Here is a 12,660-nt window from a genome sequence, read left to right on the forward strand (position 1 = left end):
GTGGTGTTGGTTTCACTTGAAGCGGTCGAGGCTCGCGAAGCCCATGAAGGCAAGGCTCATCAGCCCCGCCGTGATCAGCGCGATCGGCGTGCCGCGGAAGTGCAGGGGCACATCGGCGCCGTCGATCCGTTCGCGGATCGCGGCGAACAGGATCAGCGCGAGCGAGAAGCCGGCGGCGCTGCCAAACCCGAACAGCAGCGCTTCCATGAAGTTGTGCTTGAGCGCTACCGACAGCAGCGGGATGCCGAGCACCGCGCAGTTGGTCGTGATCAGTGGCAGGTAGATGCCAAGAACCTGATGCAGCACTGGGCTGGTTTTCTGAATCACCAGTTCCGTGAGCTGCACGATGGCCGCGATGACGACGATGAATGCGAGCGTGCGCAGATAGCCCAGATCGAAGGGCGTGAGCAGCCAGTGATCGATCAGATAGCTCGATCCGCAGCCCAGCGTGAGCACAAAGGTCGTCGCCATGCCCATGCCTAATGCGGTGTCGAGTTTTTTCGAGACCCCCATGAATGGGCACAGGCCGAGGATCCGGACAAATACGACGTTGTTGACCAGAACCGCGCCAAGCAGCAGGAAGATGTAGTGCGCCATGGGCTAGATGGGGTGGGGTGTAACCGCGGAATTATCGCTGCAACGCAATGCGATCCTCAAGCTGCGGGTGGAAACTGACGCGCGTTGACCGCGCGTCAGACGGGCCGCAGTACCCGTGCCGGTGTTAGCGGGCGAATTCGCCGGTCGCGCGAATGGCCTCGGCAACCATGCCGGGGCCTTTGTATATGAGGCCGGTGTAGATCTGAACCAGCTCGGCCCCGGCCTGGAGTTTTTCGAGCGCATCGGCACCGGAGAAAACGCCGCCGACTGCGATGATCGGCAGCTCGCCGGCGAGCTGCCGCGCCAGCTGGGCGACCACCTCGGTCGAACGTTGGTGCAGCGGTGCGCCGGAGAGGCCGCCGGTTTCCTGAGCGTATGGCAAACCGGCCACGGCATCGCGCGACAGCGTGGTGTTGGTGGCGATGACTGCGTCGATGCGGTGGCGGCGCAGCGCATCGGCCATTTCACCGAGCTGCTCGCTTTCAACGTCCGGCGCAATCTTCAGCGCCAGCGGTACATAGCGGCCGTGTTCGTCGGCAAGTCGAGCCTGGCGCGCCTTCAGCGCCGCGAGCAGGGCATCCAGCTCCGAGGCGCCCTGCAGCTGGCGCAGGTTCTTCGTGTTGGGCGACGAGATGTTGACCGTCACGTAGCTGGCGTTCGGATACACCTTGTCGAGGCAGGCCAGGTAGTCATCGGCGGCTTTCTCGATCGGCGTATCGAAGTTCTTGCCGATGTTGATGCCGATGATGCCCTTGAACTTGGCGGCACGTACGTTGGCCACCAGGTTGTCGACGCCGGCGTTGTTGAAGCCCATGCGGTTGATGATCGCTTCGGCGCGCGGCAGCCGGAACAGGCGAGGTTTGGGGTTGCCCGGTTGCGGGCGCGGCGTGACGGTGCCGATCTCCACATGGCCGAAGCCGAAGTTGGCAAACGCATCGATTGCTTCGCCGTTCTTGTCGAGACCTGCCGCAAGACCAATCCGGTTAGGGAAGCTGAGACCCATGACTTCAACCGGATTTCCGCGCGCACTGCAGACTGACGGGATGAATCCGCCGAAGTGGTGCAGGCTCCAGATCGTCAGATCATGGGCGGTTTCGGGGTCGAGCAGAAAAAAGAAGGGGCGGGCAAGTGAGTACATGCCGTGAATTTTACCGCGAGAGTGTGTGGATGTCCGGTAGCGAAATTGCGGTGCATCGGGCAGCGCGGGCGGGACTTCTGATCTTGGTCTGCAAAACTGCGACGGGAAGCCGTTAGACTTTGCTGCAGGGTCGCGCTTCACACGCGCACCGCTCATCAAGCAAAGGAGATGACATGTCGATTCGGGTGATACGGGTGCTGCTGGCGGGCTGTTGCCTTGTTTGCGGCCTGCTGGCGCAAGGCGCTGCGTGGGCTGCATTGCCTTCCGGCGAGCGCTGGCTGGCGCATGTGAAGCAGGATCTGCTGCCGTTCTGGTCCGGTGCTGCCGCGATGGGCAAGCCAGTCGGCAATTTTCCGACCTTTCGTTGTAACGACGGCAGTGCATTTGATGCCGAGGCACCATGCCCTGAACTGAAGGATGCGCCGGCGTGGATTCGCCCTGAGCTCGGGCGTACTTACGTGCGTATGCAGGCCCGCCAGACCTATGCCTACGGCGTCGCATATCACCTGACCGGCGACACGCGCTGGCTGGACCTGGCGAGAGCCGGTGCGCGTCGCACCGTCGCGCTGCTCGAGCCGGAGTCGGGATCGCCGACGTGGTTCGAGGCGGGCCGTGGCGGCCCCGAGCCTGCAGCACGTACTGCACAGGATCAGTCCTATGCGGTCGTGGGGGTCGCGATGCTGTACTACCTGACGCGCGACCCGGCGCTGGAAAAAGCGCTGATCGCACACCAGCGCTATATCTTCAGCCACTACTGGGATGCCGATTGGGGCATGTTGCGCTGGGTGCCGAAGGAGGGGCCGACCGACGAAGCCGCGAAGCAGGAACTGGTCGCGCAACTCGATCAGCTCAACGCCTACATGCTGCTCGTCGTGCCCTATCTACCGGCCGACGCGCGGGCGGCGTGGCATGAGGATATCCGCCGTGTCGCCGCAACGCTGATCGGCAAATTCCATGATCCGGCGCGCGGCATTTTCTACGGCACGCTCGAACGCGGTGCCGATAGCCGACGTGACGGTGCCCGGCACAACGACTTCGGCCACACCATCAAGGCTTACTGGATGCTGATGCTGGCGGGGCGCGAACTGGGTGACACAGAGCTGGAGCGCTTCGGCCGTGATGGTGGAGCGAAGATCATCGAACGCGCCTGGGATGCCGAGAGTGGTGCATGGGGTTCGGCGTGGCACGGTCAGGAGATCGACACCTCGAAAAGTTGGTGGATCTATGCGGAACTGGATCAGATGACGAGCTTCCTTGCGCTGGAGCGGCCTGGGCTGGCGTCGCGCCTGGAGTCGAGCTGGGGCTTCTGGCTGACCAAGATGACCGCGCCGAACGGCGGAGAGATCTACGGCTGGGTCGATCCGAGCGGTGCTGCGCCCGCCAAGAGCTTGCGCATCCACCAGTGGAAGAACGGCTACCACTCCTTCGAACACGCGCTGGTGAGTTACCTGACGGCGCAGGCGCTGGCAGGCAAGCGCGCGACACTACATTTTGCGCTGGGCGGTGATACGACGAACCTGCGCCCCTACCTGATGCCGGGCAAGCCGGTGTTAGTGAAGTCGCGTGGGGGGCTGCAAACGGTGGAGTTCGAGATTCCGGTACAGAAGCCGGCGCACTGAGGCGAGGCTGTAAGGCAGGGGGGCGTCTTCGGGCGCTTCCCTCATTGCACGAACGGGGCACGCATGGGTTCTACATGCGTCGTCACCTTGGCGCCGGGGATCGTGGCACCAATGGCGTCTTCCACGTTGTCGGCGAGCTGGTGTGCGCGCTCGACAGTCCAATCCGGTGGCACCAGCAGGTCCAGGTGCAGGAAGCGGTCGCGCCCGGCACGCCGTGTCCGCAGGTTCTGCCAGTGCACGCCGAGTTCGAGAAAGCGGTTGAGCACGCTTACAACGGCCTCCTGCTCCTGTGGCTCCATGGCCTCGTCCATCAGACCGCCGACGGCGCCGCGCATCAGATGCGCGCCTTCCTTGAGGATGTGCGCGGCGACCAGCAGGGCGATTACCGGATCGAGCCAAAGCCAGCCCGTCAGCGGTACCAGCACGATGCCGATCAGCACGCCGACGGTGGTCCAGACGTCGGTCATCAGGTGCTTGGCATCGGCTTCCAGTGCGATCGAATGCAGGCGCTTGCCGGCGGCAAAGAGAGTCTGCGCGGTGGCGAAGTTGATCAGCGTGCTCAGCACCGACAGTGCGAGCCCGATGTCCAGGCTGCCGAGCGGTTCCGGGTGCAGCAGGCGCGGCGTCGCGGTAACGGCAATCGCGATGGCGGCGACGAAGATCAGGGTGCCCTCGAAGCCGCTCGAAAAGTACTCTGCCTTGCTGTGCCCCCAGGGGTGTTTGTCGTCCGGCGGGCTGTTGGCGATCAGCAGCATCCACAGCGCAAAGACGGCGCCAGCCAGGTTGACCACCGATTCGAGTGCATCGGAGAGCAGGCCGACCGAACCCGTTACCCACCAGGCGCCTGCCTTCAGGCCGATCGTGGCGAGTGCTGCCGCGATCGACAGATAGGCGTAATGGTGCGCACTGCGTTCAGCAGTGTCGCTGGGTGTGTTGGTCATCGAGCCTTACTGCGCGACGCGCGAGGCGCGATCGCGCTCCACCTTGAGGATGTAGCGATGAATGATGTTTGCGGTCGCTGTTTGTAGGCCGACGAACTGGCAGCCTGCGCGCAGCACTTCGGTACCGTTGCGTTGCGTGACGCGGAAGATGTTGCGGACTTTCAGCGTGATGAGGATCGGCGGACTGTCCGGAATCTCCAGCCGGCAGTTTGGAATTTCCATGTCCGGGTGCAGCTGCGCGCCACTGGGTGGCGCAACGATGGCCAAGCCGCCGCCGGAGATATCGAGCACGCGCGCTTCGTAGTTTCGATCACCCGTGGCCGTGGGCAGCGGGATGAAACAGTTGATCGCGTGCGCGACCGGCGCAACAAGGCGGAAGTACTCACGTCGCTGCAGCCTGAGCAGTTTGTCCGGATATTTTGCCGAAAACGCCGGTGCGTTGTTGTGCTGAACGCGGACCAGACCATCGAGCCGGAACTGGACCTTCACGCGATCAAGCTGCGTGATGCAGATGACACTGTCTGCGTTCTCGAACGCTTCATTCAACGCTGCGTCTGCCGCAACGTCGAGCACGAAGCTCTGCTCATTGCCACCGGCCTCGAGGACCGTGGTCAGGCCGAAGTTGGGTGAATCGTCGGGGTAGGCCGAGATCAAGGCCCGTTTGGCGGCAAGCTGCTTGATGACGAAGCGCACCTCGCGCGGATCACGCACGAGGTACTGGCTGTATTGACTGTCGGATTCAAGCAGCTCGAAACGCACGTTCGACGAGTTCGGCACGGGAGGTTTTCTGGGTGACGTTGTCGGTGGAGGCCGAGGGAAAATATACCACGCAGCAGATGCCGCTCAGGGCTTGCCGAGCGGCGGGCCACCTTGCTCCACGCGGTATAGCCAGGCGAGGAGCTCGGCAACGGCCACGTAAAGTCGTGGCGGGATCTGCGCGTCGAGGTCCACATCCATCAGCAGCGATACCAGCTCGGGTGACTCATGCACGAAAACCCCGGCCTCTTTCGCCCGCTCGATGATTTCGTGGGCGACCAAGCCCCGCCCTTTGGCGACGACCTTTGGTGCCGTGTTGCCGGTTTCGTACGCGAGTGCGACGGCTTGCGCTCGCGGTGGTGCGGTGTCAGCGGACTGTTTCATGGGCGACCGCCGCACCAGTCAGGGGGACGCCAACCGCGTCAAGTGCGTTACCAAGCTCACCCAATGCGGCATTCAGCCGTTCGACCGATGCTTCAGAATCGGCGGCGAAGTGGATCGCGATACCGGCGGATGTCAGGAACAAACGCGCCTCCACACCGCCTAGGGACGGCAGCGTGACGCGCAGTGAGCTGCGCCATTCAGCCTGTTCCTGATCCGCGCCGCGGCCGTGAGCATCGTCTGGCGGTTGGTCGATGCGCCACTCCATCGTCTGGCCGGGCCAGATCTGCCCCTGCCACGTGAGCTGTTGAGTGGCGAGGGCGTCGAGCTGGTTCAGCACGATCGGGGCAAGCTCACGCGGCACCATCTGGGATACGAGGCCTTTGTCGCCGCTCGGCGCGCTGGCTCGAGTCGCGTTATCGGCGAGTTCTGCTTGCCCCGCTTGCGCCGCAGCGTGTTGAGCCGCTACGGCTCGCTGCGCGGGCAGGGGCGACGCGTCGCCTGCCGCATGGTTGCGCGCAGTCTGCGCGTTGGCGGCTTGATCGGCAGGCGGCTGGCTGATCTGCGCCAGGCGACCCTGTGGTTCGGCCAGCAGTTGGGCTGTACTTAGCTTGCCTTCCACCCATTGCGCCTGGTGCGCCTCGTAGAACATGCCACTTTCCGTGACGGCGCGCTGTAGTAGGGGCGCGAGTTGTGCGCCGTTCTGCGGTGGTCTCGGCAGGATCGGATTGCCTTCGTTCAGCGCCGTGGGCGATTCCGCACTCTCCTTGCCGGTCAGCAGTTGGCTGATGAGCCGCGCAGCGGGAGAAAGGTTTGCCTTGGATTGTTCTTGGGACGCGGGTTCGAGCAGGCGTGCGAAGACGGCCTGCGGGGTGCTGTGCGTGACGACGAGTTCGAGCACATCACCGTTCTTGACCGACTGAGGCAGGGAAAGCGTTAGCGAACGGCCCGCAACGAGGGCCTTGAAGGTGCCGTCGGGAAGCGGCTGGGAGATCTGTGCGGTGAAGCGCTGGCCCGGCGAAAGCTCGGGCGAGACGTTGCGTGTTGGCGTGACGCTCCCGACCTGCGGGAGCGGAAGGTCAAGCAGTGCCTTGAGGCGGGAGGCCAGGTCGGTGGGGATCATGCATCAATGGGCCTGGCACTCCGCCGCAGGGTCAGTCCGCGACGGCGCTGTAGGCTGCGCGCATGGCGCGGCCACGCGAGGCACCGCCCAGCAGGGTGCGAACGCCGTCGAGCCAAGGCTCGGTGTGGCGCCGCACTTCGCGGTCATCGGCGAGGATCTTCTTGATCAGCTCGGCTTTGCGCCGACGCTCTGCATCCGACAACGGAGCCGCGGGGCGTTCCAGCGGGTCGAGCGTCAGCAGGTCGTTGCGCAGGCGCGTGATCTTGCCTTCAAGTTCGGTGACGCGATCCCAGTCATTCTCGCGGGCGGCGATGGCCATGTCGGCCGACAGGGTGCTCATGGTTTCGTACAAAGTTAGCGTAGTCATGAGCGCCTCCGTCAGGCTGCGTTGGCCTGGTCGCGAATCGCTTCCCAGGCGCCCTTGATTTCGAGCAGCAGTCCGGCGACTTCCTTCAGCGCAGGTTCGCTGCTGTGGAGGTTGGCGTAGAGCAATCGCGAAACCATGTAGTCGTAGAGTGCAGCGAGGCGCTGTGCGAGTTCGCCGCCGGCATTCATGTCGAGACTGGCCTTCAGGCCGCTGTTGATGATCTCGATCGCCTTCGAGATCGCCTGGCCTTTGCCTGCCACATCGCCATGCGCGATCGAGACGGCCGCGCTGTTGACGTTGAGAATGGCTCCGTCAAACAACATGACGATCAGCAGGTGCGGGTTGGAGGCAGCGACATTCGATTCGAGACCGACACGGCTGTACGCGCTGGCGGGTGAGTGCATGGTGGGATACATCCTCGGTTCGTTCCGTTATGTGGCCAGCTCGATCAAGGCAAGCGGGCGAGTTGTTGTTGCAGATAGGCGCTGGTGATGTTCATCTGGCCTATCGATGTGTCCAGTGCGGTGAATTGGCGGCGATAGCGCTCTTCCACCATCGTCACGCGGGTTTCCATCTGGTCGATACGTGTGTCGATCGCGGAAATACCCTTCGTGAGTCCGTCCGTACGTGTGGTCACGACACCGTTGGTCGCGAGCAGCGCCGACGCGGCGGTGGAGACGCGCTCTGCAATGCCGGTGGTGCCCGTAATACCAGTGAAGAGCTTCGAGATGTCCTTGGCCGGATCGCTGATCGCGGCACTCAGCTTGCTCGAATCAACTTTCAGGCTGCCGTCCTTTTCGAAGCTGATCCCGACATCGGCCAACCGACCGTAACCGCCGGGGGCGCCCGCGACGGCCGCCGTGGTTGCGTTGCGCATGCGGTCCTGCACTGCGCGAACAGAAAAGTCGCCATTCAGCACGCCGGCCGTCTTGGTGTCGGCGTTGTAGGACGAGGTGTCGCGGAGGATCTTGTTCAGGTCGTTGTAGGCCTTAACAAAGGCGTTGATCTTCGTTGCGACGGCATCCGGATCTTTGCTGATCGAAAGTGTGGCGGCCGTACCGCTGGTTTCCTTTGCAAGATTCAGCGTGATGCCGTCGATTGCATCCGACACCGCGTTCGACGAGCGCGACATCGCAATGCCGTCAATGCTGAACAGGGCGTTTTGCGCAGCCACAGCCTGGCTGACATTGGCGTCTTTCGAGCCAGGGGCTGGCAGGGTTGCCCCCGGGTTGTCGGGGTCTGGAATCGTGCCGTTGTAGCTCGCGTAGTTCAGGCCGGATACGCCGGTCGCGCGAATCTGGTTATCGGCGCCACCTTGTTGCGAAGTCAGCACGAGCCGATAGGGCGTTGCGCCGCTGCCTTCGTTGATCAGGGTTGCAGTAATGCCGATGCCGGCAGCGTTGATGGCATCACGCGCGCCCGCGAGCGACTTGCCTTCCAGATCGATGTTTACCGACTTGGCGGCGGCGAACCCATCGGCCTCGGTTGCATCGGCTTTGCCCAACTCCAGCTTCAGGGTGCCATGGAAAGTCGTACCGGAAGCAAAGGACGCCATCACCTTCTGCGCTTTTGCGAGTTGGGTGACTTCGACCTGGTAGCTGCCGCCGACAGCGCCGGTGGCAGCCGTTGCCGTTACAGCGTCCGAGTTGGAACTTGTTGCCTTGAACGCGGCAAAGTTTGCCGTCGTCTTTAGTGCATCCGATGCCGTCTGCAGCGCCGAAAGGGCGCTCTTGACCTGACCAAGCGCCGAGAGTTGGGACTTGAGACCCGTTTGCTGCTTCTGGAGGAGGGTGATCGGCTGCCGCTCAACCTTCATCAACCCGTCAAGCAGGGTGTTGAGGTCGAGGTTCGAGCCAATGCCAAGACTGCTGAAGGTTGCCATGTTGCCCGCCTTCTACTGCCAATCAGGCCTTTGCGTTGTGGGCTCAGGCCTTCTGTTTCAGAAATACGCCACTGGTGGTGTCGCCATTCGCGCGATCCAGCGCTTTGGCTATTGCCAGTACCTCTTCACTCGGAATCTGGCGGATCACTTCCTTCGTCGCGGTATCCACGATGCGAACGATGGTTCGGCCAGTGTCTTCGTCGATCGAAAACTGCAAGTTGCGTGCCATGGGGTCGACTGCCTTCTTCACTTCTTGCAGTGCCCTTTCAACCTCTTCGCGATCAGGTTGCTTTTGTGCAGCTTGAGCCGGCGATGCAGTCTGCGCTGCGCTGTTGCCGCTGACCGCGCCGGATGGCGCAACACCGCCTGCGGCGTTTGCCTGGGCGGTGGGCCTTGTTTCTGCGCTATTCCGAACTGGCGAACCCGACGACGGCGGGAGCGCCCCTGGAGGCGAAGACCCTATCGATGGAATTGTCGTCATGATGCCTTCTCCTACCCTGGCCTGATGGGGCGGCCTTTTCAGGGCCACCCCGTTCCGGCTAGATCAAGTTCAGGGTTAGCGGAGCAGGCTCAGTGCCTGCTGCGGGATCGCGTTCGCCTGCGCAAGGATCGCGGTACCGGCTTGTTGCAGGATCTGCAGGCGGGTCATGTTCGCGGTTTCCGATGCAAAGTCGGCATCAACGATGCGGCCACGTGCGGCCGACTGGTTCTCGACCGCGATCTGCAGATTGCTGATGACGGCTTGCGTACGGTTGATCGCAGCACCGAAACCGGCGCGGGTGGTCGTAACCGTGTTGATCGCAGTGTCGATCGCGGCGATTGCGGCAAGCGCCTGAGCGGCACCGAGCGACGCGGCGACGTTGCCACCGACGTTGATCGAGGACGAACTGACTGACAAACCCGTGCTGGCGGTTAGGTCCGCACTATTAACCGTGATCTGGTTGTCCGCCGAGGTGGCTGCGCCGACTTGGAAGCTGAACGAGGCTGCGGCGCTCGAATCGGTCAGCGCGATGTTGTTGAACTTGGTGTTCTGCGCGATACGGGTGATTTCCGCTTGCAGCGCCTGGAACTCCACTTGGATGTTTGCGCGGTCACCGGAGTTGTAGGTGCCGTTGGCCGCCTGCACGGCCAGTTCGCGCATCCGCTGGAGGTTGTCGCTGACTTTTGCTGCCGTACCGTCTGCCACCTGAACCATCGAGATGGCGTCGTTGGCGTTACGCATTGCAACGGTTTGACCGCGCACCGTGGAGCCGATGCGCTCCGAAATTGCCAGACCGGCGGCGTCATCTGCCGAGCTGTTGATCCGCAGGCCGGACGAGAGGCGCTGCAGCGGGGTTGCGATTTGCGTCTGGGTGGTGGCCAGGTTGCGTTGTGCGTTCAGCGAGAACACATTGGTGTTAATGGTGAGTGCCATTTTGCTACTCCTTGTCGTTCCGTTTCCGTATGTACTAGCGATCGTCTTTGCGATCGATTCAAGCGTCGTTGCGCTTGAGTGTGATTACGACGTTGCACCGGAAAACTTTAGGAAAATCTGCAAGTTGCCAAGTGTTGTGCGCCGCAGTAAGTCCATTTACGACCCCATGCGCTTGTCCTTTAGGGTTAGATTTCCCGCTCGGCGCGTGGCGCAATGGATGACCCGAAATAGGTAGGCTTGGCGCTGCTTTTCAGCGGATCGCGGCGGCGGTTGATGGCGCACAATCGCGGAAAGTCCGGCGCCGTGTCGCCCCTTGGTTCAAGGCAGACGAGATAAAGAACATGACTCAGGATCAATCCGCCGCAGTCGGCGAGAACTGGACGCCGCTTCAGGAGGCGTATATCCAGAAGCTATACGCGACCTACCAGGCGAATCTGTATTTCCTGCACACCAATTTTCCGGCGGTGTTCGATCGTTTGATGGCGACGCAGTTGCCGGCGCCTTTTGAAGTCGATGCGGATGCCAACGTGCGGATCTACAGCGGGCGTTTCGTTGGAACGCTGCGCGAGTTCACCGATCTCGGCCGCACCCTGTTCGAGGTCTTTGAATCAGAGCAGGGGCGATCGCGGGTGTGGGTGGAGGCGTCGTACCTCGATGATGTGGGGCAGATCACACAGCACGGTTTGAACCCCGACTTCTTCCGGCCGATCGAACCGAGCTTCCGTGCCGAGTTGGTGGAGGAATTCCAGCGCGTCTGTCCGGGCAGCGGTGAGCGCTTCGAACGCCCCTACTTCGGTCATCGCGTGCAGCCGCTGGTGGTGGTGTTCGGCAGCGGTTTTGGTTGGCACCTGGATCGGCTTGTCGATACCTACGAGATCCAGAACCTCGTGATCGTCGATACCGAAGTCGAGCGCCTCAACCTGTCGCTGTACTTCGTCGACTACGTGGCCTTGTATCAGCGCTTTGCCAGCCGCGGGCGCAGTTTTTCGATCGCTTTACATCCACACATCAGCATCCTGTCGGCGAGTGTGCTGGCAGCGATTCAACGTCATGCGCCGCCCTATGTCGTGCAGGGCGCCGCGCTGTTCTTTCACGACTATGACTCGGAGCCTGTGCGCGAGCTGTGGGAGCGCATCCGGACTGACCTCGGCAACCTGTTTCGCGGCTGGGGCTTCTTTGACGACGAGTTGCTGGGTCTCAAGCACGCGGTTGAGAACTCGCTCGCACGGCGCCCGGTGTTCGTCGGCGGTGGCGTGGTGCCGGACGATGCGGTCGCGATCGTTGTTGGCGCGGGCCCGTCGCTCGACGGCCTGCTGCCGGTACTGCGCGAATGCCGCGATCGCGTTGTCATCTTCTCGTGCGGCACGGCCTTGTCAGCGCTCGCCAACGCGGGTATCAAGCCCGATTTTCACATCGAGATCGAACGTACCGCGGCGACCTTCAGGGTGCTGGATACGCCCACGACACGTGCTGTGCTCGCCGATACGCCGCTGATTGCATCCGCGATCATGTGTCCGGCGGTGTTTGATCTGACGCCTCAGCCGGGCATCTTCCTGAAGGAGATCGACTTCGGTTCGAACATGCTCGACTTCGATTCGCGCCTGCCGCGGATACGGACCAATCCAACCTGCACCAACGGTGGGCTCCACTTCGTGTTGAAGATGGGCTTTCGCGAGGTGTATTTGTTCGGCGTGGATTTGGGTTTCCACCCGGAGGGCGTACATCACTCGCGCCACTCGATCTACTACCAGGACAACGGTGCCGCAAAAGAGGGATACCTCGCCGGCATGGTCGCCGGGACCCATTGGCTTCACCGCAGCGGCACGCCGATTCCGGCCAACTTCGACGGTGTCGTACTTTCGACCGAACAGCTCACTTACTCGCGTGACGTGATGCAGCGCTCGATTGCTGACTTTCCCGATGCGCGTGTATTCAACCCGAACGACGGTGCGCAGATCGCGGGCGCGCACACGGTTCGCCCAGACGCGCTGCAGATTGGATCATCGCCGGCCGCACGTGAGGCAGCGCGACAGGCGATCTCGCAGTCATTCATGCGCGGCGTGCTTGATGACATGGGTAGCAACCTGCAGTCGCTGCTTGTTCAGCTCGATGCCGTCGTCGCCGATCTCACCGCGCTGTTCGAACCTCCGGTTACCCGCCGCGCCGAATTGTTCGAGCGGCTGGCCGACATGCACGCTTACTTCTTCCATCCACAGCATCAAGAGAGCCAGATCTTCCCGTTGATGCGCGGTTCGATGCAGCATATGGGCCGCTTCGCATGGGACTGCTTTGCCCTGACGCGTAACGACGCCCAGGCGATCGCCTTCAGCCGGGTCGTGTTTGATCTCTTCCTGCGCTTCCTGCGCGCCGGGCGTGAGAACATTGAATCCCTGCATGCACTCGCCACCACCGGCACCCTGCCGGAACCGCGTAAGGACTGAC

The 12,660-nt window shown here is 62.5% G+C and carries 13 protein-coding genes; 2 read left to right on the forward strand and 11 right to left on the reverse strand.

What is annotated here, in order from left to right; all coding sequences use genetic code 11:
- Positions 1–12: 12 nt before the first annotated feature.
- Entirely contained in the window at positions 13–597 is a 585-nt protein-coding gene (gene rsxA / locus ACE3P0_RS01970; RefSeq protein WP_374399261.1) for an electron transport complex subunit RsxA, read from the reverse strand.
- Between the two features lie 124 nt (positions 598–721).
- On the reverse strand, positions 722–1,735 hold the full coding sequence (locus ACE3P0_RS01975) for a quinone-dependent dihydroorotate dehydrogenase (protein ID WP_374399263.1): 1,014 nt from the start codon (positions 1,733–1,735) through the stop codon (positions 722–724).
- 173 nt (positions 1,736–1,908) lie between these two features.
- Here ACE3P0_RS01975 and ACE3P0_RS01980 point away from each other — a divergent pair, with 173 nt between their 5' ends.
- On the forward strand, positions 1,909–3,354 hold the full coding sequence (locus tag ACE3P0_RS01980) for a hypothetical protein (RefSeq protein ID WP_374399265.1): 1,446 nt from the start codon (positions 1,909–1,911) through the stop codon (positions 3,352–3,354).
- Between the two features lie 41 nt (positions 3,355–3,395).
- On the opposite strand, the gene ACE3P0_RS01985 is transcribed toward ACE3P0_RS01980, so the two are convergent.
- From ACE3P0_RS01985 to ACE3P0_RS02025, 9 genes are all read right to left on the reverse strand, one after another.
- Complete coding sequence (locus ACE3P0_RS01985) at positions 3,396–4,295, reverse strand: cation diffusion facilitator family transporter (protein ID WP_374399267.1); 900 nt, start codon at positions 4,293–4,295, stop codon at positions 3,396–3,398.
- 6 nt (positions 4,296–4,301) lie between these two features.
- Positions 4,302–5,072, reverse strand: coding sequence for a flagellar brake protein (locus ACE3P0_RS01990; RefSeq protein WP_374399269.1), 771 nt, complete (start codon positions 5,070–5,072; stop codon positions 4,302–4,304).
- 66 nt (positions 5,073–5,138) lie between these two features.
- A complete protein-coding gene (locus ACE3P0_RS01995) occupies positions 5,139–5,435 on the reverse strand; it encodes an EscU/YscU/HrcU family type III secretion system export apparatus switch protein (protein WP_374399271.1) in 297 nt (98 codons plus the stop codon).
- Positions 5,419–6,555 (reverse strand): flagellar hook-length control protein FliK, encoded by a 1,137-nt coding sequence (locus ACE3P0_RS02000; RefSeq protein ID WP_374399273.1) that lies wholly within the window; start codon positions 6,553–6,555, stop codon positions 5,419–5,421. Before ACE3P0_RS02000 ends, ACE3P0_RS01995 begins: the two co-directional genes overlap by 17 nt.
- 31 nt (positions 6,556–6,586) lie before the next feature.
- Positions 6,587–6,922, reverse strand: coding sequence for a flagellar protein FliT (locus ACE3P0_RS02005; RefSeq protein WP_374399274.1), 336 nt, complete (start codon positions 6,920–6,922; stop codon positions 6,587–6,589).
- 11 nt (positions 6,923–6,933) lie between these two features.
- A complete protein-coding gene (gene fliS / locus ACE3P0_RS02010) occupies positions 6,934–7,326 on the reverse strand; it encodes a flagellar export chaperone FliS (protein WP_374399275.1) in 393 nt (130 codons plus the stop codon).
- A gap of 44 nt (positions 7,327–7,370) precedes the next feature.
- Positions 7,371–8,804: a flagellar filament capping protein FliD gene (gene fliD / locus ACE3P0_RS02015; protein ID WP_374399277.1), complete on the reverse strand. Its 1,434-nt coding sequence runs from the start codon at positions 8,802–8,804 to the stop codon at positions 7,371–7,373.
- A gap of 43 nt (positions 8,805–8,847) precedes the next feature.
- A complete protein-coding gene (locus tag ACE3P0_RS02020) occupies positions 8,848–9,285 on the reverse strand; it encodes a flagellar protein FlaG (RefSeq protein WP_374399279.1) in 438 nt (145 codons plus the stop codon).
- Positions 9,286–9,360: 75 nt separating this feature from the next.
- Positions 9,361–10,218 (reverse strand): flagellin, encoded by an 858-nt coding sequence (locus ACE3P0_RS02025; RefSeq protein WP_374399281.1) that lies wholly within the window; start codon positions 10,216–10,218, stop codon positions 9,361–9,363.
- A gap of 341 nt (positions 10,219–10,559) precedes the next feature.
- Between ACE3P0_RS02025 and ACE3P0_RS02030 the strand changes: the two genes are divergently transcribed.
- Positions 10,560–12,659: a motility associated factor glycosyltransferase family protein gene (locus ACE3P0_RS02030; protein WP_374399283.1), complete on the forward strand. Its 2,100-nt coding sequence runs from the start codon at positions 10,560–10,562 to the stop codon at positions 12,657–12,659.
- Position 12,660 lies beyond the last annotated feature (1 nt).

The organism is Niveibacterium sp., from assembly GCF_041909475.1.
In the GTDB taxonomy this organism is placed as follows: domain Bacteria; phylum Pseudomonadota; class Gammaproteobacteria; order Burkholderiales; family Rhodocyclaceae; genus Niveibacterium.